The sequence below is a fragment of the Curtobacterium sp. MCSS17_015 genome (assembly GCF_003234265.2).
In the GTDB taxonomy this organism is placed as follows: domain Bacteria; phylum Actinomycetota; class Actinomycetes; order Actinomycetales; family Microbacteriaceae; genus Curtobacterium.
Genome location: NZ_CP126256.1, coordinates 255,988 through 279,030 on the forward strand (window position 1 = coordinate 255,988; position 23,043 = coordinate 279,030).

General features: G+C 72.6%; 23 protein-coding genes and 1 pseudogene. 13 read left to right on the forward strand and 11 right to left on the reverse strand.

Translation table 11 applies throughout. From position 1 onward, the window contains the following. Positions 1-36 precede the first annotated feature (36 nt). Entirely contained in the window at positions 37-1,935 is a 1,899-nt protein-coding gene (locus DEJ18_RS01185) for a gamma-glutamyltransferase family protein (RefSeq protein ID WP_111211399.1), read from the reverse strand. Between the two features lie 255 nt (positions 1,936-2,190). Here DEJ18_RS01185 and DEJ18_RS01190 point away from each other — a divergent pair, with 255 nt between their 5' ends. The 6 genes from DEJ18_RS01190 to DEJ18_RS01215 all read left to right on the forward strand — a co-directional run bounded on the left by DEJ18_RS01190 (position 2,191) and on the right by DEJ18_RS01215 (position 8,157). Next, a complete protein-coding gene (locus DEJ18_RS01190; protein ID WP_146241629.1) occupies positions 2,191-3,348 on the forward strand; it encodes a peptidoglycan DD-metalloendopeptidase family protein in 1,158 nt (385 codons plus the stop codon). A gap of 73 nt (positions 3,349-3,421) precedes the next feature. Then, positions 3,422-4,042 carry a DNA alkylation repair protein gene (locus DEJ18_RS01195; RefSeq protein ID WP_111211401.1) on the forward strand — a complete coding sequence of 207 codons (621 nt, stop codon included), beginning with the start codon at positions 3,422-3,424 and terminating at the stop codon, positions 4,040-4,042. Positions 4,043-4,123: 81 nt separating this feature from the next. Continuing rightward, positions 4,124-4,972 (forward strand): cytochrome c oxidase assembly protein, encoded by an 849-nt coding sequence (locus tag DEJ18_RS01200; protein ID WP_146241630.1) that lies wholly within the window; start codon positions 4,124-4,126, stop codon positions 4,970-4,972. Between the two features lie 126 nt (positions 4,973-5,098). Further along, positions 5,099-6,304: a zinc-dependent alcohol dehydrogenase gene (locus tag DEJ18_RS01205; protein WP_111082262.1), complete on the forward strand. Its 1,206-nt coding sequence runs from the start codon at positions 5,099-5,101 to the stop codon at positions 6,302-6,304. Next, positions 6,301-7,326: an NAD-dependent epimerase/dehydratase family protein gene (locus DEJ18_RS01210; RefSeq protein ID WP_111211402.1), complete on the forward strand. Its 1,026-nt coding sequence runs from the start codon at positions 6,301-6,303 to the stop codon at positions 7,324-7,326. The genes DEJ18_RS01205 and DEJ18_RS01210 overlap by 4 nt, the downstream gene beginning before the upstream one ends. A 102-nt stretch (positions 7,327-7,428) precedes the next feature. Then, positions 7,429-8,157, forward strand: a complete 729-nt coding sequence (locus tag DEJ18_RS01215; protein ID WP_111082264.1) for a S1 family peptidase — start codon at positions 7,429-7,431, stop codon at positions 8,155-8,157. Between the two features lie 80 nt (positions 8,158-8,237). On the opposite strand, the gene DEJ18_RS01220 is transcribed toward DEJ18_RS01215, so the two are convergent. After that, a complete protein-coding gene (locus tag DEJ18_RS01220) occupies positions 8,238-8,723 on the reverse strand; it encodes a MarR family winged helix-turn-helix transcriptional regulator (protein WP_284178057.1) in 486 nt (161 codons plus the stop codon). A 212-nt stretch (positions 8,724-8,935) separates the two neighbouring features. Here DEJ18_RS01220 and DEJ18_RS01225 point away from each other — a divergent pair, with 212 nt between their 5' ends. From DEJ18_RS01225 to DEJ18_RS01235, 3 genes are all read left to right on the forward strand, one after another. Further along, entirely contained in the window at positions 8,936-9,583 is a 648-nt protein-coding gene (locus DEJ18_RS01225; protein ID WP_111211403.1) for a COG1361 family protein, read from the forward strand. Between the two features lie 94 nt (positions 9,584-9,677). Next, positions 9,678-10,562 carry a S26 family signal peptidase gene (locus DEJ18_RS01230; RefSeq protein WP_111211404.1) on the forward strand — a complete coding sequence of 295 codons (885 nt, stop codon included), beginning with the start codon at positions 9,678-9,680 and terminating at the stop codon, positions 10,560-10,562. Continuing rightward, entirely contained in the window at positions 10,559-11,410 is an 852-nt protein-coding gene (locus DEJ18_RS01235; protein ID WP_111211455.1) for a LamG domain-containing protein, read from the forward strand. The genes DEJ18_RS01230 and DEJ18_RS01235 overlap by 4 nt, the downstream gene beginning before the upstream one ends. Before the next feature lie 81 nt (positions 11,411-11,491). Here DEJ18_RS01235 and DEJ18_RS01240 read toward each other — a convergent pair whose 3' ends face one another. After that, entirely contained in the window at positions 11,492-12,490 is a 999-nt protein-coding gene (locus DEJ18_RS01240) for a signal peptidase I (RefSeq protein ID WP_111211405.1), read from the reverse strand. 42 nt (positions 12,491-12,532) lie between these two features. Beyond that, positions 12,533-13,135, reverse strand: a complete 603-nt coding sequence (locus tag DEJ18_RS01245; RefSeq protein ID WP_111211456.1) for a hypothetical protein — start codon at positions 13,133-13,135, stop codon at positions 12,533-12,535. A 117-nt stretch (positions 13,136-13,252) separates the two neighbouring features. On the opposite strand from DEJ18_RS01245, the gene DEJ18_RS01250 reads away from it, so the two are divergent. Next, entirely contained in the window at positions 13,253-13,735 is a 483-nt protein-coding gene (locus DEJ18_RS01250; RefSeq protein WP_258371189.1) for a MarR family winged helix-turn-helix transcriptional regulator, read from the forward strand. Between the two features lie 6 nt (positions 13,736-13,741). Here the strand turns inward: DEJ18_RS01250 and DEJ18_RS01255 are convergent, their stop codons facing one another. Genes DEJ18_RS01255 through DEJ18_RS01270 form a run of 4 tightly spaced genes read right to left on the reverse strand, consistent with a single transcriptional unit; the run spans position 13,742 to position 17,356 of the window. Continuing rightward, positions 13,742-14,566 carry an ABC transporter ATP-binding protein gene (locus DEJ18_RS01255; protein ID WP_111211406.1) on the reverse strand — a complete coding sequence of 275 codons (825 nt, stop codon included), beginning with the start codon at positions 14,564-14,566 and terminating at the stop codon, positions 13,742-13,744. Beyond that, on the reverse strand, positions 14,563-15,582 hold the full coding sequence (locus DEJ18_RS01260) for a FecCD family ABC transporter permease (protein ID WP_258377008.1): 1,020 nt from the start codon (positions 15,580-15,582) through the stop codon (positions 14,563-14,565). The genes DEJ18_RS01255 and DEJ18_RS01260 overlap by 4 nt, the downstream gene beginning before the upstream one ends. Beyond that, positions 15,579-16,355, reverse strand: coding sequence for a class I SAM-dependent methyltransferase (locus tag DEJ18_RS01265; RefSeq protein WP_111211407.1), 777 nt, complete (start codon positions 16,353-16,355; stop codon positions 15,579-15,581). Before DEJ18_RS01265 ends, DEJ18_RS01260 begins: the two co-directional genes overlap by 4 nt. After that, complete coding sequence (locus tag DEJ18_RS01270) at positions 16,352-17,356, reverse strand: ABC transporter substrate-binding protein (RefSeq protein WP_111211458.1); 1,005 nt, start codon at positions 17,354-17,356, stop codon at positions 16,352-16,354. Before DEJ18_RS01270 ends, DEJ18_RS01265 begins: the two co-directional genes overlap by 4 nt. A gap of 70 nt (positions 17,357-17,426) precedes the next feature. On the opposite strand from DEJ18_RS01270, the gene DEJ18_RS01275 reads away from it, so the two are divergent. Then, positions 17,427-18,092 (forward strand): pentapeptide repeat-containing protein, encoded by a 666-nt coding sequence (locus DEJ18_RS01275; protein ID WP_146241631.1) that lies wholly within the window; start codon positions 17,427-17,429, stop codon positions 18,090-18,092. A gap of 110 nt (positions 18,093-18,202) precedes the next feature. Further along, a complete protein-coding gene (locus DEJ18_RS15950) occupies positions 18,203-18,541 on the forward strand; it encodes a DUF6314 family protein (protein WP_502866273.1) in 339 nt (112 codons plus the stop codon). 48 nt (positions 18,542-18,589) lie between these two features. Here DEJ18_RS15950 and DEJ18_RS15955 read toward each other — a convergent pair. Then, positions 18,590-19,510 (reverse strand): annotated as a pseudogene (locus tag DEJ18_RS15955) (NAD(P)/FAD-dependent oxidoreductase); the annotation flags it as partial. A gap of 6 nt (positions 19,511-19,516) precedes the next feature. Here DEJ18_RS15955 and DEJ18_RS01285 point away from each other — a divergent pair. Next, positions 19,517-20,134 carry a helix-turn-helix domain-containing protein gene (locus DEJ18_RS01285; protein ID WP_111211409.1) on the forward strand — a complete coding sequence of 206 codons (618 nt, stop codon included), beginning with the start codon at positions 19,517-19,519 and terminating at the stop codon, positions 20,132-20,134. A gap of 87 nt (positions 20,135-20,221) precedes the next feature. On the opposite strand, the gene xylB is transcribed toward DEJ18_RS01285, so the two are convergent. Next, positions 20,222-21,727 carry a xylulokinase gene (gene xylB, locus DEJ18_RS01290; protein ID WP_258377009.1) on the reverse strand — a complete coding sequence of 502 codons (1,506 nt, stop codon included), beginning with the start codon at positions 21,725-21,727 and terminating at the stop codon, positions 20,222-20,224. Continuing rightward, complete coding sequence (gene xylA, locus DEJ18_RS01295) at positions 21,720-22,913, reverse strand: xylose isomerase (RefSeq protein ID WP_111211410.1); 1,194 nt, start codon at positions 22,911-22,913, stop codon at positions 21,720-21,722. The genes xylB and xylA overlap by 8 nt, the downstream gene beginning before the upstream one ends. Positions 22,914-23,043 lie beyond the last annotated feature (130 nt).

Genomic DNA, 23,043 nt, shown 5'->3' on the forward strand with positions numbered 1-23,043 from the left:
TCCCGACCGCCTCGAGGTCCGCCCCCAACCCCGAGGTCAGCGCCCCGCCGCGTACCCCTGGGCGCCACGGGAGTTCGCGGCCGCGCCGAGGACCCCGGTCTCCGGGTCCCGGGTGACGCAGCACAGCCGGCCCAGGCTCCAGTCGCCGGCGCGCCTGACGACGTGACCACGGGCCTCCAGGCCGGCGATCACCTCGTCGCCCAGCCGGTCCTCGACCACCAGGCCCGCCGGCTCCCACGTCCGCGGCCAGAAGGACCCCGGGAACGACGTGGTGTGCAGGGCAGGGGCGTCGATCGCCTGCTGCGGCGTGTACCCGCCGACGATCCAGCGGAGCAGGAACAGCAGCTGCCACTGGTCCTGCTGGTCGCCCCCGGGGGAGCCGAGCGCGGCGACCGGGACACCGTCGCGCAGGACGAGCGTCGGGGTGAGCGTGGTGCGCGGGCGCTCGCCGGGGCGCAGGGTCGATGCCGTGCCCTCCTCGAGCCACGTCATCTGCAGGCGGGTGCCCAGGCAGAACCCGAGTTCCGGGATCGTCGGTGACGACTGCAGCCACCCGCCCGAGGGCGTCGCGCTGACCATGTTGCCCCAGCGGTCCACGACGTCGATGTGGCACGTGTCGCCGCGGGTGTCCCCGTCGGGCGCGACGAACGGCTCGCCGCGGTCCTCGACCGGGACCTCGGCAGCGGTCTCGTCAGGCGACGTCACCCGCGCACCGGGCACGGTGGGTTCACCGACCCCGGCCGCACCGGTCGCGTCGTGGCTGGTGCGGAGCGGCGGTAGGACCGGGTCGACGCCCGGCACGTGGCCGGGGCGGAACTCGGCCGACGCGGTGTCCCCGATGAGCGCCCGACGCTCCGCGACGGTGGCGTCGGCGAGCAGGACGTCGAGCGGGACCGAGCCGTCGCCGTAGTACGCGTCGCGGTCGGCGAGGGCGAGCTTCAGTGCCTCCACGATCGTGTGGGCACCGAGCTCGGTGGACGGGTCGAGACGCTCGTCGGGCAGGGGCTCGAGCATCCGCAGGACCTGCAGGAGCGCCGGACCCTGCCCCCACGGCCCGGTCTTCGCGATCGTGTGGCCGCGGAACTCCGCCGTCGTCGCGGGCTCGGTGGACGCCCGGAACGCGGCCATGTCGGCGGCTCGGATGACGCCAGCGTGGTCGGTGCCGGACGAGTGGCGGTGCGGCCGGCGGACGAACGCGTCGACCGCGGTCGCGACGAACCCCTCCGCCCACTCCCGTCGGGCGGCGTCGATCCGCCGGGCCCGAGCCCCGTCGGTCACCGCGTCCGCGCCCGGTGCGCCGCCCGCCGCGACGAGCCGGTCGAGGACCGAGGCGAGCGCCTCGTTGCGGACGACGTCCCCGGTGCGGGGAGCCGCGCCTCCCGGCAGCCACCGCTCGGCCGACGTGGGCCAGTGCTGCCGGAACAGGTCGGCGACCGCCTCGATGGTGCGGACCACCCCCGCGCTGACCGGGTGGCCGTCGCGCGCGTAGCCGATGGCCGGCGCGAGCACGTCGGCGAGTTCCCAGGTGCCGTGGTCGCGGAGGAGCAGGAGCCAGGCGTCGACCGCGCCCGGGACGGCGGCTGCCAAGGCACCCGCACCGGGCACGAGGTCCAGCCCCTCGGCGCGGAAGTGCTCCGGCGTCGCCCCCGCCGGCGCGGGACCCTGGCCGACCAGCACGACGGGGGACGGGTCGTCCGCCGTCGCGAACACGGCCGTCAGGTCACCGCCGGGGCCGTTCAGGTGCGGCTCGACCACGTGCAGGACGAACGCGCCCGCCACGGCGGCGTCGAAGGCGTTCCCGCCCCGTTCCAGCACCGACTGCGCGGTCGCCGTCGCGAGCCAGTGGGTCGACGCGGTCATGCCGAACGTGCCCTGCAGGTCCGGACGGGTCGTGTGCAGAGCAGGTGGCACGAAGGCGGGATCCGGCGTCGACATGCTCCCATCTTGTCCGCCCCGTGTGGTGAGCGGTGTCGAGCACGTGCTCTGTGCTCCGTGGTGCCGCTCGGACACCGCGGACACGCCGCTTGCCCCCGGAACTGGGGTTCCCCGAGGAGGCGCAGTGGGGTTGTCTTCGTCTCCCGGACAGGTGACCATCGTTCGGCGGCTCGACAGGGCGAGCCGCCGAACCGTCCGACACCAGGACCATCTCCCGCATGCAGCGGGCAACCACCGACCAGGGGAACCATCTTCGTGCGCAGAACCACCTCCACGCGGCTCATGGCCGTCGTCACCGCCGTCGTCGTCGCCGTCACCGGCAGCGTCGTCGTCAGTGCACCCGCCAGTGCCGCGACCTCCGCCGGTTCGGTGAAGGCCGGCACCTGGCTGAACCCGGGCGACTCACTCACCTCACGCAACGGGCAGTTCCAACTCGTCATGCAGGGCGACGGCAACCTCGTCGAGTACGGCATCGGCCGGAAGGTGCTGTGGGCCTCCGGCACGGCGGGCTGGTCCGGAGCGAGCACCGTGGTGAACAAGGACGGAGTCGTCACCATCCAACGCAAGGGACAGCTGATCGCCCGCTACGGCACGAGCGGTCGCGTCGGCAAGCGGCTGCAGATCGGTGCGGACGGGGTCATCACCTCCCTGGACACCGCCGACCGCGTGGTGTGGCAGGTGACCGCGTTCCAGGACTCCGTCGGCGCTGGCCAGGTGATCGCGCCGGGCACGGTGCTGCGCTCTGACGCCAGCAGCGCCCGCACGCTCACCATGCGGTCGGACGGCAACCTCGTCCAGGCCGTCAGCGGCAGGGCGACGTGGGAGTCGAAGACCTCCGGGCACCCGGGCGCCTACGCTGCCGTCCAGACCGACGGCAACCTCGTCGTCTACGGCGCCGACAAGAAGGCCCTGTGGGCGTCACACACGAGCCGTGCCGGAGCCGGACAGCTCCTGGTGCAGGTGGACGGCAACGTCGTGCTCTACGGCAAGGCCGGCACCCGTGTGTGGTCGACCAAGAAGGTGACCGGACTGCTCTGGCCCGTCAACGGCACCGCGGTCTCGGGTCGCTACGGTGACGACCGGGGAGCCGGCCACGTCCCGCGCTACCACCAGGGCACCGACGCCCCGGTGAAGGTCGGCACGCCAGTCTACGGATCGGGCAAGGGCACCGTGACGACCGTCGTCCAGAACCACGCCTCGTACGGCAACTACATCGTCGTGACGTACGGTCTGACCACGGTCCTGACCGCGCACCTCAGCAAGATCCAGGTGAAGAAGGGGCAGATCGTCTCCGCCACCACCGAGATCGCGAAGTCCGGCAACACCGGGCAGTCCACCGGCCCACACGTGCACCTCGAGACCCGTGTGAACAACACCCTGAAGGACCCGTTGTCGATCCTGCACTTCCGGTGACCCGCATCCCCGCCGACCGTAGGCTGGCGGGGATGCGTCCACGTCTCGTCGCCCTCCGCACGGCGGTCCTCGCATGACCGTCACCGCCGAGGACGTCGTCGTCGCGTTCGCACGCACCGACGGCGACGTCGCGGCCGCGCGCCGGGTGGCTCGTCGGTACGCGGACCTCGACCCCGCGGAGCGGTCGGCACTGCTCTGGAGCGACGACCCGGGCGGTCGGCTCGTCGCGGTCGTGCTGCTCCTGCAGGCCGCCCGTGCCCACCCCGACCCCGACCTGACCGACGAGTACCTGTCGGCCCTGCGGGCGGAGCGGCTCGACGACCCGGGACTCGTCGACCTCGCGGCCGAGGAGCTCGTCGGTGCCCCGTTGCTCGGCGGATCGACCGGGCCGTTGTTCGCGCTCGCGAAGTCCGACGTGGCACTCGTCCGCCGGGCCGCGGTCGTGGCGACCCTGGCGTTCGCGAAGCAGGGCGACGCCGAGGTCCCGCTGGCGGTCGCCGGCCGACTCGTTCGCGAACGGGGTGAGGTGGTGCAGTCGGCCCTCGGGCGGGTGCTGCGTGAGACGGGGAAACGGGCGTCGCAGGACGCGCTCGTGGCCTTCCTCGAACGGCAGGGACGGTTCCTCGGGCGTGCGGCGCTGGAGACGGCGACCGAGCACCTGCCGGACGCGGAACGGGACCGGTTGCGCGGCTGACCACCGCCGCTCCGCGGACAGGCACCGAACACGTCGAGCCCTGCTCCGCCAGGATGGACCGACGACGACAGGAGCCCTCTGGTGCACTCTCACGGCGGCATGCTCGGGACCTTCACCCTCATCGCCCTCACCCTGGCCGGCGCGGTGTACATCGTCGGCGCCTCGGGTCAGCGTCGGCGCGGCAACCCGCCGTGGCCGCTCGCCCGCACGGTCGCGTGGATCGCAGCGCTGCTCGCCGTGGCCGCGGTGCTCGTCGGCCCGCTCGGACACGCCGGCGCCCACGACCTCACCACGCACGTCCTCGGGCACGTCGTCATCGGCATGGTCGCCCCGCTCCTGCTCGTCCTCGGCGCGCCGGTCACGCTCGCCCGTCGGACACTCGAGCCCGTGCCGTTGCAGCGACTCGGACGGCTCGCGGGCAACCCGCTGACGAAGGCACTCGCCTTCCCGGTGGTCGCCGCGGTCCTCGCCGTCGGCAGCTCGTGGCTGCTGTACACGGGGACCGTCGCGGCGGACTCGACCCGCGACCCGGTGCTCCACTCGGTCGTCATGATCGGGTTCCTGCTCGTCGGCTCGCTGTGGACGGCCGGTGTGGTCGGGGTCTCGTCCGGCATCCGGCGGTCGCCGCGCTGGCTCCGGGTCGGCGTGCTCGTCGTGTCGACCGCGGTGCTGTCCGTCGAGGCGGTCGTCATGCTCAGCCAGGGGGTGCCCGGCATCGACGCCGCGCAGGTCCCGCCGGCGGCGACCGCACTGCTGGTCGGGTCGGTCCTGACCGCGCTGGCGCTCGCGGCCGTCCTCGTCACCGAGCGGCGCCGGGACGCACGGGCGGCGGCCGAGGAGCGTCAGGTCCGCCACGCCCAGGAGGCACGGGTCGCCCCCTCGGCACCGGCCACGTCGACGGATGCCGCGCCCCGTCCCGAGCACGCCTGAGGCCCGCCGACGCGGTGCGCTGACCGGACCACGCTGGGAGCGGCCCCGAGGCGCCAGGCGTACCGATGGGTTCGACGCGAGTCGGGCCTCCCGTCCGGCCGCGACAGCGACGAGAGGAGCGCACACATGCGCGCACTGACCTGGCAGGGCACCGAGAAGGTGTCCGTCGAGACCGTTCCCGACCCGACCATCCAGGAGCCGACCGACGCGATCGTGCGGATCACCTCCACGGCGATCTGCGGTTCGGACCTGCACCTGTACCGCGTCCTCGGGCCGTACATCGACAAGGGTGACGTCCTCGGCCACGAGCCGATGGGCATCGTCGAGGAGGTCGGCTCCGCCGTCACGAACCTGCAGGTCGGCGACCGCGTCGTCATCCCCTTCAACATCTCCTGCGGCCACTGCTACATGTGCCAGCGCGGACTGCAGTCGCAGTGCGAGACCACCCAGGTGACCGAGTACGGCAGCGGCGCGTCCCTGTTCGGCTACACGAAGATGTACGGCCAGGTCCCCGGCGGCCAGGCCGAGTACCTCCGCGTTCCGCACGCCGACTACGGCCCCATCAAGGTGCCGCACACCGGCGCGGACGAGCAGTGGCTGTTCATGAGCGACATCATCCCGACCGCCTGGCAGGCCGTGCAGTACGCGGACGTCCCCGAGGGCGGCACGCTCGCGGTCCTCGGACTCGGCCCGGTCGGCCAGTTCGCCGCCCGCATCGGCAAGCACCTCGGCTACCGGGTGCTCGCCGTCGAGCCGGAGCAGGTGCGTCGTGACCTCGCCACGAAGTACGGCATCGAGACCTTCGACCTGTCGAAGGACCTCGTCGCCGAGCTCGTCGACCTGACCGACGGACGCGGTCCGGACGCCGTCGTCGATGGCGTCGGCATGGAGGCGCACGGCAACCCGGCCGCCGGGTTCGCCCAGCGCGCCGCCGGCCTGCTGCCCGACAAGCTCGCGCAGAAGGCGATCGAGACCGCCGGTGTCGACCGGCTCGACGCCGTGCACACCGCGATCGACCTGGTCCGCCGCGGCGGCACGGTCTCGCTGAGTGGCGTGTACGGCGGCATGGCCGACCCGATGCCGATGATGACGCTCTTCGACAAGCAGATCACGATCCGCGAGGGCCAGTGCAACGTCCGCCGCTGGGTCGACGACCTCATGCCGCTCGTCGAGGACCCCTCGGACCCGCTCGGCACGCTCGACCTGACGACGCACAAGGTCTCGCTCGAGGACGCCCCGCACATGTACGAGGTCTTCCAGAAGAAGGAGGACGGCTGCATCAAGGTCGTGCTCGACCCGGCGCTGCCCGCGGGCTCCTCGGCCGCGGCATGACCAGGGTTGTCATCGTCGGCGCGACCGGGAACGTCGGGAGCGCACTGCTCCGACGGTTCCGGAACGCCGGCGCCGACCTCGTCGGGGTCGCCCGGCGACCGCCCGACCTGCGGGCCGAGCCCTACGACGCCGCGCTCTGGCACACGGTCGACGTCGGGGCGGTCGACGCCGTGGACCGGCTGGCCGCCGTGTTCCGCGGCGCGGACGCCGTGGTGCACCTCGCCTGGGCGCTGCAGCCGACGCACGACATCCCGGCGCAGCACCGCACCGACGTCACCGGGACCGCGAACGTGCTCGCCGCCGTCGCCGCAGCCGGCGTGCCGCAGGTCGTCGTCGCCTCGTCGGTCGGCGCGTACCGTGGTGTGGACGTGGCCGGCAAGCGCACCCCGGTGGACGAGTCCTGGCCCGCCGACGGCATCCCGACCGCCACGTACTCGGTCCACAAGGCCGAGAACGAGCGCGCGATGGACGTCTTCGAGCGCGAGCACCCGGACGTCGTCGTGACGCGGCTGCGCCCGGGCCTGGTGTTCCAGCGCGACGCCGCCGCCGAGATCCGCGGGCTCTTCCTCGGCCACCTCGTGCCGATGCGGGCCGTCCGGTGGCTGCGGTTCGCCGTGCTGCCCCTGCCGTACCCGTTCGTGTTCCAGGCCGTGCACGCCGACGACCTCGCCGACGCGTACTGGCGCGCGATCGACCGGAAGGCCGGCGGAGCGTTCAACATCGCCGCCGCGCCCGTGCTCACCCCACCGCGCATGGCCAGGGTCCTCGGGATGCTCGGTGCCGTCCGCGTGCCGCTGCGGCTCGTGCGCGGACTGGTCACGCTCACCTGGCGACTGCGCCTCCAGCCGACCGACGCCGGCTGGGTCGACATCGCGGCCGGCGTGCCCGTCATGCGCACGGACCGGGCGCGCGACGTGCTCGGGTGGGAGGCCCGGCACAGTGCCGAGGACGCCATGCGTGACCTCGTGGCCGGTTTCGCCGACGAGCACCGGGTGCCCGAGGCGCCGCCGCTGCGCGGCTGAGGTCCGCTGAAGAGCGGACTGGTGCGACCCTCGGACGGGGGTGAGGATACGAGGCAGTTGCCGTGTGCAACTGCCTCGTTCCCCATCGACGAAGGAGTCGACATGCACAAGTCCGTCACCGCCGCGGTAGCGGCCACCGTGATCGCCGCCGGCCTGTTCGCCGCCGCGCCGGCATCGGCGCTCACCGCGTCGACGAGGGTCGTCGGCGGCGAGAAGGCGCCGACGACGTCGTCGATCGTGCAGCTCGAGGCTTCGGGCGGTGACATCCCCGCGGGCTACGTCAGCACGTGCACCGGCGAGCAGATCACGGCGTCGTGGGTCCTCACCGCCCGGCACTGCATCGACGGCATCGGGGCGATGAACGTCTACCACTCGAACTCGACGGTGAACCGCGGGGCCCCGGTCGCCGTCGACCGGGTCACCGCCGCCCCGGCCGGTGACATCGCGCTGGTGCACCTGCGCACCGCGTACGCGCTGTCCTCGTACACGCAGCTCGACCTCGCGGCGACGGCGAAGTCGAGCGGCACCGGCACGATCCAGGGCTACGGCCTCCGTGCGAACGCCGTGCAGTCCGACGGGCTGTACCAGGCGACCGTGTCCCTGACCGGGGCGAGCACCGACGCGTTCCGGGGTCGAGCGCAGCACGTGACCGGCGTCTCCGGGGCCTCGAACCACGGCGACTCCGGTGGTCCGCTGATCGTCAACGGCAAGGTCGTCGGCGTCTGCTCGACGGGTGACAGTGCCGATCCGGGGGCGAACACCCGCGCCGGGTCGAACTACGCCCTGCTCGCGCAGGCGTCCTCGTGGATCCGGAGCACGGCCGGCGTCTGACCGGCCGGACACGGAACGGGCGCCTCGGTCCTCGCCGACCGCGGCGCCCGTCGTCGTCCGCCCGTGGTGTGTTCCGCGGGTCAGCGCGAGCGCTCGTCCGGTGCCGGTGCCGGTGCCGGTGCCGGTGCCGCGGTCGCCGCCTGTTCGAACAGGCCGGTGGCCAGGTCGTTGAGGACCGTGTGCAGGTCGCCGCCGTGTCGGGTGTCGACGGCGCGGAGCATGGCTGCGTACCGCTGCCGGTAGTCGGCGACGACGTCCTCGCCAGCCGGACGGAGGCGGAGCAGTGAGCCGCGCCGGTCGGACGGGTTCGGCGTGCGTTCGAGCAGCCCGGCGGACGACAGCCGGTCGATCATGTTCGTCACCGCACCGGACGTCAGGCCGAGGAACCCGGCGACCTCGGTGGGGGTCGAGTAGCCGGTGTCACTGATGAGGACGAGCGCCCGCAGCCCGCTCTCGTGCACGCCGGCGCGGGTGCTCAGCTGACCGACGAGGCTCGCGTTGGCCCGGACGACGGCGTCGAACGCGAGCATCAGGTCGGTCGTGCCGTCCTCGTCCTGTTCCGTCACCAGCTCGACTCCGTGTCTCTCTCGTTGCGGCAGAGTACCGGGCCGGCGGGCCCGTGGCGGTCGCGGTCGCGCCTCCCGTCCTGCACTGCCCCCCGCTCTGGGGACGATCGCCGCCTTCCCACTTGCTCAATGACTCACTATCTTGATGATCAAGCAATCACTTCACTGAACGATTGCGGTCCGCCCTGACTGACGAAACATCGAGGTACCCCGTGTCCAACCAGCTCCGCACCTCCCCGCTGAAGCGCCTCCGCTTCGCCCCCGTGGCGCTCCTCGCGGGCGTCTTCGCCGCCGTGCTCCTCTCCCTCTCGCTCACCGGCACCCTCTCCGGGTTCGCCGCGAGCATCACCAACAGCAGCAACACCGCCGCCAGCGGCACGCTGATCATGCAGGAGCAGAACGCCAACGCGTCGGTCACGTGTCTCAGCACCGACGGCGGCTCGGTCTCCACCAACTCCGCGACCTGCTCGACCATCAACAAGTTCGGTGGCAGCACCACGATGACGCCGGGCAACACGGTCAACACCCCGATCACGATCAAGAACACGGGCACCGCCGCCGCGAACACCTTCACGCTCACCCCGGGTGCCACCTGCACGCAGACGGTCAACGGCACGTCGAACGGCACCGCGACCGACCTCTGCGCGAAGATGAACCTCGTCATCACCTCAGGCTCCACCACGGTCTTCTCCGGCACCCTCGCCAGCTTCAAGGGCGGCGCCGCGATCTCGCTGCCCACCGCTCCCGCCGCCGGTACGAGCGTCCCCTTCAACTTCGCGGTCACGCTCGACTCCTCGGCCGGCAACACCTACCAGGGCCTCGCCGCCTCCGTGCCGATGACGTGGACCTTCACCGCCTGATCAACACCACCCAGACCGGCGACGCTCGACCGACCCCCCTACGGTCGAGCGTCGCCATCCCACTCCACCAGCAGCGACCCGGACGGAGCAGCACATGAGCCAGACGTCGGCCATCCCGCTCAGCGGGACGCTCCCCCGGCCGCTGCTCGGCGGGCGGGCGGTCAGCCGCTCCGAGACCGTCCTGGCGTGGGGCGTCGCCGCGGTCGCCGCGGTCCTCCTCACCGCGGCCATGCTGTTCCTCACCAACGGCGGACGCTGGTTCGTCGTCGAGACGCCGTCGATGGGAGAAGCAGCCCCCGTCGGTACGCTCGTCCTCGACATGCCGGTCCAGGCGTCGTCGCTCCGTGTCGGGGACATCGTCTCCTACAGCGTCGCCGCGAACCCCGACGTCGTCTACACCCACCGCATCGTCGCGATCGACCCCGACGGCGGCATCCGTGCCCGCGGCGACGTGAACGGGGCGGTCGACCCGTGGACGCTGACGCAGGAGGACCTGATCGGCGCCCCGGTCCTGCTCGTCCCGCACCTGGGCTGGCTCTTCAAGGCCACCCCGATCCTCCTGGTCGGCACGCTGCTCATCTGGGCCCTGACCAGTGCGTTCACCGATCGGGTCACCCGGAGCAGTCTCCGCATCGCCGGAGCGTCCCTGACCGTCTCGTACGCCGCCTTCCTGCTCAAGCCCTTCGTCAACGTCACGACGATCTCGAACAGCACGTCGCCCGGCTCCGTCGAGGCCACCGTGGTGTCGTCCGGGGTCTTCCCGGTCCGGGTCGACGCGGTCGGCGGGAACGCCGTCCACCTCGTCGACGGCGAAGTGGGTCGGGTGACGATCACCGAGCTGAACCGCCACGGTCAGTACCAGCTCATGTCGACCATCGACCTCGACCCGATGGGATGGGCCGTGCTCGTCGCCGCCTGCCTGGTCCCGCTCGTGCTGTGCCTGGCGGTCGGCCGCGTCGAGACGGTGCGGCCGTCGTGAACCCCGGGCGTCTCCGCGACGGCAAGGTCGTCGCGCTGCTGCTGGTCGTCGCACTCGCCGTGGTCGTCCTCCTCAACCAGTTCGCCCCGACCCGGTCGGCCTTCAGCGCGAAGGTGACGAACGGGACGAACAGCGCCGGCACGGCCGCGTACTTCACGTGCTCGAGCGCCGTCGACGCCGACGCCGCCACCGCGTTGTTCGCGTACAAGCTGTCCGAGTCCGCGGGATCACGAACGGCCGTCGACTCGTCCGGCAGGGGTGCGAACGGCACCTACCAGGGGGCGATGGCCACGACGACGGCCAGCCCGAACGCCTGCCCGCGGGACGCCGGTGGCGCCTACGTGCTCAACGGCTCGACGAGCTTCGTCTCCACGCCGAACGCCTACCGCAACCCGACCACCTTCAGTGAAGAGGTGTGGTTCCGGACCAGCGTGGCGGGCGGGCTCCTCATCGGTTTCGGCAGCAACCAGGTGACCACGTCCGGTCAACACGACCGGCAGGTCTACCTCAACACCAGCGGACAGCTCGTGTTCGGCACGTACAACACCACCACGCAGGTCGTGACGTCACCGAGGTCCTACAACGACGGTGCCTGGCACCACGTCGTGTCGACCATGTCGCCGACCACGGGGATGCGGCTGTACGCGGACGGCGTGCTCGTGGCGTCGAACGCGGCGTTCACCACGCCGGAGAACGCCACGGGGTACTTCCGCGTCGGGTACGACACGATCGCCGGATGGCCGGGGGCGGGTCCGTACTCCTTCTCCGGGTCCATGCGGTTCGCCGCGGTCTACGGCTCCGTGCTCTCACCGACACAGGTCGCCGCGCACCACGCCGCCGGACGGTGACGGGGGCTCGAGGCATGCCGCGCGCCCGACCGTGCGGCGTACGGCCGGCCGTGCGCTGAGGGACCGGTGTCGCGCCGCTGCTCAGCGTGCGCAGGAGGTGCGGCCGAGTCCGAACAGACGGATGGTGGTGATCCGCACGGTGGATGACGACGTGGCCGTCCACGTGTCGGTGAGGTCGGTCCGGACGCTGATGGTCGAGGTCTTCCAGATGAAGAAGTCGGACGCGCCGAGGATGACGTCGTGCTCGCCGGCAGCGGCACTGATCCCGCTCACGGCCCCGTCGACCAGGACCGAGAACCGCTCGGGCGCGACCCCGGAGTAGTCCCATCCCACGTCGACCGCCGCGTTGCCGACGTTCGTGCAGGTGAGCCCGGTCGCCGGGGTGGCCACCGCGGTGGCGATCGAACTGGCCCCGGTCGTCGTGGTCGCCGCGAAGGCCGCAGCGGCCGCGGGCGCCGGCAGGGCGACGCCGACCACGGCGCAGACGACGGCGGTGGCGACGGCGACGGTCGTGCGCGGCCGTCCCGGACGTCCGGCACGGTGGCGACCGTGTGACCGGAGGGGCCCGGTCGGGGTGTCCGGCCGCGCACGGACGGCGGGTGTCACGGCGAGCGCGGTGAGCACGGCGAGCGTGGCGGCCAGGGCGAGCAGGCGCGCCGTGTGGTGTTCGGCGGCCCAGACCACGGGCAGCCCGACGAGCGGGACGCGCAGGTAGCCGACACCGACGACCGAGGACCGTGCGACGGCGGTCGAGTCGGCCTCCGGGTTCGCGTCCCCCTTCGTGACGAGGGCGCCGTGGGCGTCCACCTCCTGCAGACGGTGCAACCGCAGCACGCCGGCGTGGTCGGGGTCCGGGAAGAGCAGGACCTGACCGGCCCGGAGCGCACCGGTCGCGACGGGCTTGCTCACGACGACGTCACCGGGCACCAGGGACGGCTGCATGGAACCGGTCATCACGGTGGTGCTGTGCCATCCGAGCGCGAGCGGGGCGACGCCCCAGAACGCGATGCCGATGAGCGTGGCGATGACGCCGCGGGCGGTCAGCACCACCGTGAAACGGATCCACGACGACGAGCGCATCCCGATCCTCCTGTCCGGTGGGCGAGCGGTCCCGGGTGCGGGCTAGAGGTTCTGGGCTTCCCACGTGAAGCCGAGGCTGGCGGTGGCGCCCATCAGCGCAGCCGGAGCGTCGGGGGACACGGTGTAGGTGATCTGGAAGGTCCGGGTCTCGGGCTTCGTGCCCGCGGTCTTCCAGGTGCCGAGGCCGGAAGCGTAGTCCTTGCGGGTCGACGCGAAGGTCGCGAGGGATCCGTCGTACAGGGTGCCCTCGGTGCCCGTCGCCGCCGTGAAGCCGTCGCAGGTGCCGTAGCCGCCACCGGTGCCCTGCTTGACCTGCAGGGTCACGGACGAGGCCAGGGCCTTGGTCTGGGTGACGTCCTCGGCGTACATGCGGACGGCGCTCGGCAGGCTGCCGCTCGAGGTCACCGCGATGCAGTTCGTGCCGGTGGCCCCCGGCTTGAGGTTCGACGCGGAGAACAGCGCGCCGTTCGCGGCGTCGTTCGTCAGCGCGACCGTGCCCATCGACCAGTTGTCGGCACCGTCGGAGGAGGTCGCCGAGAAGGCCGAGTAGCTCGCCGTGGAGACGGCGACGCCAGCGGCGAGCAGCGCGGCGGGGATCACGGCGAAGGTGCCGAGGCGAGCGAGGGTGCGGGTAGGGCGACGCATGTTCCGGGGTTCCATCCTGATCGTAACGCCTCGAAATTCGAGGTAACAGCGACTGTACGCCTCTATTTTCGAGTTTGTCAATCTTCGTGATGAACGGATGTCGACTATGCTCGTGGTGTGACCGCACCTCCTCGGCGCCCCTCGACCGCCGACCTCGACCGACTCCTCGACGAGGCCGTGGCGACCTTCTACGGCGCGCAGGTCGAGCACGCGCACCTCATGCAGCACCTGGCGGTCCGCCACGACCTCAATCCGGTCGACCTCCGCGCGCTGCAGTTCCTCGGTGCCATCGACGACGACCGCACACCGAAGGAGCTCGGCGGGTACCTCGAGATGGGCACGGGGGCGGTCACCGCACTCCTCGACCGGCTCACCCGGCAGGGACTCCTGGACCGTGTGCGGAACCCGGACGACCGGCGCAGTGTCCGGATCGAACTGACGCTCGACGGCGTCGCCGTCCTCGGAGCGGTGCGGGCGGCCTACCGCGGCGTGCTCGAGGAGGCGGTGTCGCCGGAGTCCTTCGAGCTGTTCATCGACTTCACCGGTCGGATGGCTGAGGCCCTGCGCGTCGCCGCACGGTCGGCCGATCCCGGGGTCTGAGGGCGCTCAGGCCGGCCTGGACGCGGCCGGGAAGGAGCCGGTCAGGTCGACCCGGGACGTGCCGGAGTCGGTGTCCCGGTGGACCCGGCCGCGCACCCGGAACACCTGCTCGAGCAGCTCGGTGGTCAGGACTGCGCCGGGGGGCCCGGAGGCGGTGACCCGGCCGCCGGCCATCACCACGAGGTGGTCGCAGTAGCGGGCTGCCAGGTCGAGGTCGTGCAGGACGACGACGACCGTCCAGGACCGGCTCGCGAGCAGGTCGAGGAGCTCGAACTGGTGGTGGATGTCCAGGTGGTTGAGCGGCTCGTCGAGGACCAGCACCTCGGGCTGCTGCGCGAGTGCGCGTGCCACCTGGACGCGCTGTCGTTCCCCACCGGACAAGCCGCTCCACCGCCGGTGCTCCGTCCCGGCCATCCCCACGTCAGCCAGGGCTCCGCGGCACACGTCGTCACCGTCGGCGTCCGGGCCGCCGAGCCGCGAACGGAACGGCAGCCGACCGAGGCGGACGACGTCGAGCACACGGTGGTCGATGTCCGTGTGCCCCGCCTGCTCGACGAACGCCAGCCGTCGGGCGACCGCTCGGCGCCGGAGCCCCCGGAGGTCCTCGCCGGCGAGCAGGACCGTCCCGCTCTCCGGAACGGTGACCCCGGCGAGGCATCGGGCGAGCGTCGACTTGCCCGACCCGTTCGGTCCCACGATCCCCGTGACGCCGCCTCGCTGAGCGGTCAGGTCCACGTCCCGGATGAGTGCGGTGCCGCGGACCGAGCGCGAGACCCCTCGCGCTTCCAGGGACGACGGGCCCCCGGTCCGCCCGGGCTGCTCGCGGGTCATGCGCGTCGTCCCCGTCGCAGGACGACCAGGAAGACCGGGACGCCGATGAGCGCGGTGACGACGCCGACCGGGATCTGGTGCGGCGCGAACGCCAGGCGACCGACGAGGTCCGCCAGCACGAGGAACACGCCGCCGCCCAGGGCGGACACCGGCAACAGGAGGCGGTGACCCGGTCCGACGAGCATCCGCGCGGCGTGCGGCACGACGAGCCCGACGAAGCCGATCGCGCCGACGGCCGCCACCACCGCCGCGGTCGTCGCGGCCGCACCGACGAGGACGGTCAGGCGCAGCGACCGGACGTCGATGCCGAGGGACACGGCGGCGTCGTGACCGAACGCGAAGGCGTCGAGAGCGGGGGCGACGAGCACGAAGACCGCCGTCGCCACGGCCACCACGGCGACGCAGACCACGACCGAGGACCACCGGGCGGCGGCCAGGGACCCGAGCAGCCAGTAGGTGATGCCGCGGGTGGCGTCCGCGTCACCCCACGCCGTCACGACCAGGGAGGTCACCGCGGCGAAGAGCTGACCGACGACCACACCGGTGAGCACCACGCGGCTCGTGTCCGCCGTGTCCCGACCCATCAGGGCGAACACCAGCGCGAACGACACGAGGCCCCCGACGAGTGCTCCGCCGGCGAGGGTCACCGAGCCCGCACCGATGCCGAGGACGATGACGAGCACCGCGCCGGTGGACGCGCCCGACGAGATCCCGAGCAGGTACGGCTCGGCGAGCACGTTGCGGGTCACTGCCTGCAGGACGCATCCACACACGGCGAGCCCCGCGCCCGCTGCTGCGGCCAACAGGACGCGGGGGAGGCGCAGCTGCCAGACGACGGAGTCCGCCAGCGGTGACAGCGGGGTGACGGGCAGGCCGAGGTGGCTGCCGATCGACCGGATCGTCCCGGTCCAGGTGATGGAGCCACCGGCGAGGGTCACGCCGGCGACCACGACGACCACGAGCGCGACCGCGAGGGCGGGGAGCACGGCCGCCGCACGGAGCGCTCGCGGGGTCACCGGCGGGCGAGGACGACGAAGTCGTCGAGGTGCTGCCAGACCGGCCCGACCTCGGCGAACCCGGCCACCTGGAGGGCGGCGACGTGGAACGCCAGGCTGAGCTCCGGGTTCGGCGGGCGGTCCGCGAAGCGACGGTCCCGCTCGGCGGCGAGCCGGCCGTACCGTTCGGCGGCGACGACCTCGGCGAACCACTGGTCCCAGTCGAGCGCACCCGCCGCTCGGTCGGTGCGCTGGGTGCGCTCGTCGTCGCGGGCGCTGAGCTCCTCGAACAGCGTCCGACCGTCGAGGTGGCGCAGGTGGTCGGCGTTGAGCACCACACCGCCGGGAGCGAGGAGCGCGCCGAGGTCGTTGTACACGCGACTGAGGACGTCGGACGGCAACCAGTGGAGTGCGGTGGAACTGAGCACGGCGTGGGGCACCGCACCGTCGAGTCCCGCGGTCCAGTCGCGGTCCCACAGGTCGGCGTCGACGAAGCGCACGCGGCGCCCGGCGAGCGCGGTCCGCCCGAGCTCCAGGAGGACGGGATCGTGGTCGAGCGCGATGCAGGTGATGTCCGGGCGCCGTTCGAGGACGCGCTGGCTGATCGACCCCGGTCCGCTGGCGAGGTCGAGGACGACTCCGCCCTCGGGGACGACGTGGTCGACGACGTCGAGCATGATCGTGAAGCGCTGCTCGCGGTTCGTGATGTAGGCGGCCTGCTGGACGTCCCAGGCGGCGAGGAGTCGGAGCGCGTGCTCGGTCTCGTCAGGGGTGGGTGTGGCGGACGTGGTCATCGTCGTTCCTCCGAGTACTCGGTCAGGGCGGTGGAGACGGTCTCGAGCGCGTCGATGCTCCGGACCGAGGGGTCGAGCTCGGTCGCGGGGACGGGGACGAGGTGGTCGTCCTGCACCGCCCGCAACCCCTTCGTCACGGCGTCCGAGCGGAGCTGGTCGATCTTGTCGTCGGCACTGTCACCGGGCAGCCCGCGGGTCAGGTCCGCGACCACGATGACGTCGGGGTCGCGCTGTGCGATCTCGTCCCAGCTCGTCTCGCCCCACTGGGCGTCGAGGTCCGCGAAGGCGTTCGTGGCACCGGCCACACTGCCCATCGTGTCGGCGAGTCCGTTCGCACCGGCCACCACCGGCGCACCGTTCACGGACGAGTACAGCCACACGACCGAGGGCTCTCCGGTGTCGGCGGCCGCGGCCGTGACCTCGTCGAGCGTGGCGCGCTGCTCGGCCACGAGGGCACGACCGCGCTCCTCGACGCCGAACACGCGGGCGACGTCGGAGACCTCGTCCAGGATCGCGTCGAAGCCGACCTCGTCGGGGATGAGTGTCTGGTCCTCGCAGTCGTTCGCGGAGAGGTAGGCGGGGACACCGAGGTCGACGAGCTCCTGGCGGTTCCCGGCCGCCTCCGACGCGAACGCCGATGCCCGCATGGAGTAGACGAAGTCCGGATCGGCCTCGCGCAGCTGTTCGGTCGTCGGGTACTGGTCGGCCAGGACGGGGATGCCCGCGTAGGCGTCCGACCACTCCGGAGCGACGGCGTCCGTCAGGTAGCTCGTACCGATCATCCGGTCCTGCAGGCCGAGCGCGAGCATCACCTCGGTCGCGCCCTGTTCCAGCGTCACCGCGCGCTCCGGCGGCGACGGCACGCTCAGCTCGGTGCCACAGCTGGTCACCGTCGTCCCCGCGGTCGGTCCCGACGCCGGTCCGTCGGACGACGTGCTGCTCGCGCAGCCGGTGAGCACGAGGGCAGCCGCGACGACCCCTGCGCTGATAATGATCCTCATGTGCATGAGGCTAGGGTGTAGTGGCCGACCGGGCAAATCGACTGTCCGGGGTCCGCGGCAGACTGGGCGCATGGCACGGAAGTCCGGCGTCTCGGCGCCCCGCATCACCCTGACCGAACCGACCGACCTCGAACCGTGGTCGCCCGGCCCGGGGGACGTGCTCACCGGCGACCGCATCGACGGCAAGCACATCGAGCTGCTCGACGTGGTGGGCGAGCGGCTGCCCGACCTCGAGCTCGAGGAGTGCGTGGTCGGGACCCTGCGCGCCGACGGCGCCGACCTCCGCGGGTTCCGAGTCCACGACACCGTCATCGAGGTCCTCGACGCCCCCGTGCTCCGGGCGCAGAGCGGTGCCTGGCGGGAGGTCCGGGTGGCCGGGGGGCGCATCGGGTCGGCGGAGTTGTACGACGGCTCGTTCAGCGCGGTGGAGTTCGTCGGCATGAAGCTCGGGTTCGTGAACCTCCGGGCATCGGTCCTCACGGACGTGGTGTTCCGCGACTGCGTCATCGACGAGATCGACATCGCCGACGCCCGACTGCTGCGGGTCGCCTTCCCCGGCAGCTCGATCCGGGAGGTCGCCGGCGCGGCCGCGCGCATCGAGGACGTCGACCTCCGCGGCGCCGACCTCGACCGGGTGGAGCGACTCGACGGGCTGCGCGGTGCGACGATCGGCGGCGAGCAGCTGTACACGCTCGCGCCGCTGCTCGCCGCCCAGGCCGGGTACCGGGTCGAGTGACGGCGGCCGTGCTCCCGCCCGAGGCGTCACCGCCGACGACCCTCCTGCTGCCCACCGACCTGCTCGGGCGGTGGGACCTGCGCCGCACGGTGCACGACCGGCTCGCCGACGTGACCGGCACGGTGACGGGTTCGACCGTGTTGCGCGTCGACGACGACGGGTCCGTGCACTGGCACGAGACCGGCACGATGGTGTCCGGCGCCCGTTCGACCCCGGTGTGGCGGACGCTCGCGGTCCGACCGGGCCGCGACGGCGGGTGGCACGTGCACTTCGCCGACGGTCGTCCGTTCCACGACTGGGTCTGGGGTGCGCGGGTCGAGCACGCGTGTGCGCCGGACGACTACACGGGCCTCCTGACCGGGACGTCCGACGGCTGGCGCGTCCGCTGGGAGGCCCGTGGGCCGGCGAAGGACCTGGTCATCGACAGCGTGCTGACACCGTCGGCCTGACCGTCGCCCCGCCCCGCCCCGCGCCGCCGCCGAGCCGATGACCGTCAGCATCGCGTTCGCCACGTTGCCCGCGGCGTACACCCCGGCCACGTCGGTCTTCCCGAGGCCGTCGACCGCGAGCACCCGGCCGAAGCGGGTCCCGTTCGCCTCCTGGTCGACAGGCGTCAGGCCGAGGCCGACGGCCCAGTCGACCCGGGCCTCGAGGCGGCTGGCGGCGGCCAGGGCGTCGAGCCCGACGACCGTCCCGTCGGGCAGCTCCACCCCGGTCAGGGTGTCACCCTCGGACAGCACGCGTGCGATCGTGGAGTGGACCACCTTGACGCCGCGGGCCGTGAAACCGGCGAGGACAGTGTCGTCGAGGAGTGCCGGATCGGCCACGAACGCCGTGACGTCGTCGCTGAGCGCCCGGAACATCTGCACCTGGTGGGCGCCCGCGGGTGTGGCCACGAGGACGCCGATCCGCCGGTCGCGGACCTCCCACCCGTGGCAGAACGGGCAGTGCACGACCCCGCGACCCCAGTGCTCGGCGAGGCCGGGGACGTCCGGCAGGACGTCGACGCCACCGCCGGCGATGACGACACGGCGCGCCGAGACGACCTCGCCCGAGTCGAGCGTGAGGTGGAAGCCGAGCGGATCGCCGTCGGTGACGGGTGCGGCGGACGCGGACACCACCCTCCCGTCGGTGACGGTGACCCCGTACCGGGCCACCTCCGCACGGCCGGTGCGGACGAGGTCGAAGGGGCTCGCGCCCTCCTGGCCCAGGTAGTTGTGGACGCCCTCGGCCGGCGCGTTCCGCGGTTCGCCCGCGTCGACGACGAGGACGGACCGGCGCGAACGACCGAGGATGAGGGCTGCGGACAGGCCGGCGGCACCGCCGCCGACGACGATGACGTCTCGTGCTGGGGACATGGCACGATCTTGTGCTCCGCCGTGCGAACGTGGCAAGAACCCTTGCCGCTCTGGCAACATGAGGGCATGACACGCGGACGGGAGGCCAACCCCACCGAGCCGACGACGGCTGACGTCGTCGACGCGGTCGGCCCACGCCTCCGGGCGCTCCGGGCGCTCCGGGGCACCACGCTCGCCGCGCTCGCGGAACGCACCGGGATCTCGGTGAGCACGCTCTCGCGGTTGGAGTCCGGGCGGCGGAAGCCGACGCTCGAGCTGCTGCTGCCGCTGGCCCGGGCCCACCAGGTGCCGCTCGACGACCTCGTCGGCGCTCCGGCGACGGGGGATCCACGCGTGCACCTCAAGCCCGAGCGGCGCGGCGGCCGCGTGGTCATCCCGCTGACCAGGCGGACCGGGGGTGTGCGGTCCTTCAAGCAGCTCATCGCGCCGCACGACCACGGCACGGACACCACCCTCAAGACGCACGAGGGGTACGAGTGGCTCTACGTGCTGTCCGGTCGGCTCCGACTGGTCCTCGGGAACGAGGTGTTCGACCTCGGCCCGGGAGAGGTCGTCGAGTTCGACACCCACACGCCGCACTGGGTCGGCAACGTGAGCGACCAGGTCACCGAGATCCTGTGCCTGTACGGGCCGCAGGGTGAGCGGGCGCACGTCCGGTCGAAGCCGGCGGCGCGGCCGGACTGACGTGGGGCACACGGTCGCGGACGCGACGCCGGCGACGATCCGCGACGCCGTGGCGTTGCGGATCGCCGCCGACGTGGCGACTCGCGGTCAGCCGACGGCGGCCCGGTAGCGCTCGAGCACCTCGGGGTGCGGGTCCGCCGGGATCGACGTCGTCGGCACCGTCCAGCCGGGCAGGTCCCCGGTGAGGACCCACGCGGCCTGTCGGGCAGCGCCGGCGGCGACGTACTCGCCCGGTTCCGGCACGAGGACCTCGCGGCCGAAGACCTGCGCGGCGACGGCCCGGACGGCCTCGTTCTGTGCGGCGCCACCGATGAGCAGCAACCGCTCGACCGTGACGCCCGTGCGCTCGACCGCGGCCAGGCCGTCGGCGAGGGCGCAGAGCATGCCCTCGACCGCGGCACGCGCCAGGTGCGCCCGGTCCGTCGTCCCCGGGGTCATCCCGAGCAGCGAGGCGGTGGCGTCGGGACGGTTCGGGGTCCGCTCGCCGACGAAGTACGGCACGAGGACGAGCCCGTCGGCACCGGCGGGCGCCTGGAGCGCGAGCCGCCCGAGTTCGGCGTGGTCGACGCCGAGCAGGCCGCCGATCACCTCGAGCACCCGTGCCGCGTTGAGCGTCGTGACGATCGGCAGCCGCGAACCCGTCGCGTCCGCGAACCCGGCGACCGTGCCGGACGGGTCCTCGATCGCGGTGTCGGTCACACCGAACACGGTGCCGCTCGTGCCGAGCGACACCGCGACGTCACCCGCGGCCAGCCCCAGGCCGAGCGCGGCTCCGGCGTTGTCCCCGGCGCCGGGTGCGACGACGAGTCCCGCCGGAGCGGTGGCGCCACCCGGGAGCTCGATCGCCTGCTCGAGCATGCCGATTGCCTCGGACGGGGCGACGACCCGCGGCACGACGACCGCGTCGCCGTCGTCACCGGTCTCCGCACCGCGCAGCGGACGGCCCAGGGCGAGCTCGAACAGCTCCGGGTCGTACTCGCGGCGTGCGGGGTCCCAGTAGGCGGTGCCGCTGGCGTCCGAGCCGTCGGTGGCCAGGGCGTCCAGGTCGGGGCCGAGCGGGCTCTCGTCCGCCGGTCCGTAGCCGCGGAGGCGCCAGGACAGCCAGTCGTGGGGCAGCGCGACGGCCGCGACCCGGGCCGCGTTGTCGGGTTCCGCGTCACGGAGCCAGCGCAGCTTCGTGGCGGTGAACGAGGCCACCGGGACCAGACCCGTCCGGGCGACCCACGCCTCCCGGCCGAGTTCCTCGACCATGGCGGCGGCGGCGGCCGCACTGCGGACGTCGTTCCACAGCAGGGCCGGGCGGATCACGCGACCGTCGGCGTCGAGCACGACCATGCCGTGCTGCTGCCCGCCGATGCCGATCGCGGCCACGTCGTCGAGGCCGCCGGCGTCGGCGACCGCGGTGCCGAGGGCCGTCCACCACGCTGCGGGGTCGACCTCGGTGCCGTCGGGGTGCGAGGCCCGGCCGGAACGGACGACCTCGCCCGTCGTGGCACGACGGATGACGACCTTGCAGGACTGCGTGGACGAGTCGACCCCGGCGACGAGCACGTCGTCACCGGGGTCGGTCGCGCTGGAGGCGAACTCAGCCACGAGCACCCATCAGGTGCTCGACGGCCAGCTGCTGGAGCTTGACGAAACCGAAGCCCTTGCCGCCGAGGTACGCGTCGGCGTCGAAGTCCTCGTACGCGGAAGCGTCGGCGAGGAAGTCGTCGTACGACTCGCCCGCGTTCAGCGTCGGCTGCGAGAGCTCGGCGACCTTCGAGGCCTCGAGTGCGGCCTGCACCTCGGGGTCGGCACGGAACGCCTGCGCACGCTCCTTGAGGAGCAGGTACATGCGCATGTTCGCGGCGGCCGACTCCCACACGCCGGTGATGTCCTCGGTGCGGGACGGCTTGTAGTCGAAGTGACGCGGGCCGTCGTACGCGCGGCCACCCTGCGGGGCGCCGTGCTCGAGCAGGTCGACGAGCGAGAACGCGTTCTGCAGGTCGCCGTGACCGAAGACGAGGTCCTGGTCGTACTTGATGCCGCGCTGACCGTTGAGGTCGATGTGGAAGAGCTTGCCCGAGTACAGCGCCTGGGCGATGCCGGCGGTGAAGTTGAGGCCCGCCATCTGCTCGTGGCCGACCTCGGGGTTCACACCGAACAGCTCGGGGCGCTCGAGGGTGTCGATGAACGCGATGGCGTGACCGAGCGTCGGGAGCAGGATGTCGCCGCGGGGCTCGTTCGGCTTCGGCTCGATCGCGAACTTCAGGCCGTAGCCCTTGTCGGTGACGTACTGGGCGAGGAGGTTGACGGCTTCGCGGTAGCGCTCGAGCGCGGCCTGGACGTCCTTGGCGGCGTCGTACTCGGCGCCCTCGCGGCCACCCCACATGACGAACGTCTCGGCGCCGAGCTCGGCGGCGAGGTCGATGTTGCGGAGCACCTTGCGGAGGGCGAAGCGGCGGACCTCGCGGTCGTTCGAGGTGAAGCCGCCGTCCTTGAAGACCGGGGCGGAGAAGAGGTTCGTCGTCACCATCGGGACGACGAGGCCGGTCGACTCGAGGGCGCCCTTGAGGCGGTCGATCTGCGTCTGGCGCTCGGCGTCGGTCGAACCGAACGCGAAGAGGTCGTCGTCGTGGAAGGTGAGGCCGTAGGCGCCGAGCTCGTCGAGCTTCTCGACCGCCTCGACCACGTCGAGCTGGGGGCGGGTCGGGCCGCCGAAGGGGTCGGTGCCGTTGTAGCCGACGGTCCAGAGACCGAAGGAGAACTTGTCGTCGCGGGTGGGCTGCACTGCCATGGGGTCTGCCGATCGTCGTCGAGCGGATTTGTTGTCAGCGAGAACATATGCGCTGCACCGGCCCGAGCGCAACCCCCGGACGGACGGGAGGCGCGGTGCGAGCTCGCACCGCGCCTCCCGTCCGTCACCG

Excerpts from the sequence above, each read along its gene's own strand:
- DEJ18_RS01185 (WP_111211399.1), bottom strand. The coding sequence starts at position 1,935 with ATGTCGACGCCGGATCCCGCCTTCGTGCCACCTGCTCTGCACACGACC.
- DEJ18_RS01195 (WP_111211401.1), top strand. The coding sequence starts at position 3,422 with ATGACCGTCACCGCCGAGGACGTCGTCGTCGCGTTCGCACGCACCGAC.
- DEJ18_RS01205 (WP_111082262.1), top strand. The coding sequence starts at position 5,099 with ATGCGCGCACTGACCTGGCAGGGCACCGAGAAGGTGTCCGTCGAGACC.
- DEJ18_RS01210 (WP_111211402.1), top strand. The coding sequence starts at position 6,301 with ATGACCAGGGTTGTCATCGTCGGCGCGACCGGGAACGTCGGGAGCGCA.
- DEJ18_RS01215 (WP_111082264.1), top strand. The coding sequence starts at position 7,429 with ATGCACAAGTCCGTCACCGCCGCGGTAGCGGCCACCGTGATCGCCGCC.
- DEJ18_RS01230 (WP_111211404.1), top strand. The coding sequence starts at position 9,678 with ATGAGCCAGACGTCGGCCATCCCGCTCAGCGGGACGCTCCCCCGGCCG.
- DEJ18_RS01240 (WP_111211405.1), bottom strand. The coding sequence starts at position 12,490 with ATGCGCTCGTCGTCGTGGATCCGTTTCACGGTGGTGCTGACCGCCCGC.
- DEJ18_RS01245 (WP_111211456.1), bottom strand. The coding sequence starts at position 13,135 with ATGCGTCGCCCTACCCGCACCCTCGCTCGCCTCGGCACCTTCGCCGTG.
- DEJ18_RS01255 (WP_111211406.1), bottom strand. The coding sequence starts at position 14,566 with ATGACCCGCGAGCAGCCCGGGCGGACCGGGGGCCCGTCGTCCCTGGAA.
- DEJ18_RS01265 (WP_111211407.1), bottom strand. The coding sequence starts at position 16,355 with ATGACCACGTCCGCCACACCCACCCCTGACGAGACCGAGCACGCGCTC.
- DEJ18_RS01270 (WP_111211458.1), bottom strand. The coding sequence starts at position 17,356 with ATGAGGATCATTATCAGCGCAGGGGTCGTCGCGGCTGCCCTCGTGCTC.
- DEJ18_RS01275 (WP_146241631.1), top strand. The coding sequence starts at position 17,427 with ATGGCACGGAAGTCCGGCGTCTCGGCGCCCCGCATCACCCTGACCGAA.
- DEJ18_RS01285 (WP_111211409.1), top strand. The coding sequence starts at position 19,517 with ATGACACGCGGACGGGAGGCCAACCCCACCGAGCCGACGACGGCTGAC.
- xylA (WP_111211410.1), bottom strand. The coding sequence starts at position 22,913 with ATGGCAGTGCAGCCCACCCGCGACGACAAGTTCTCCTTCGGTCTCTGG.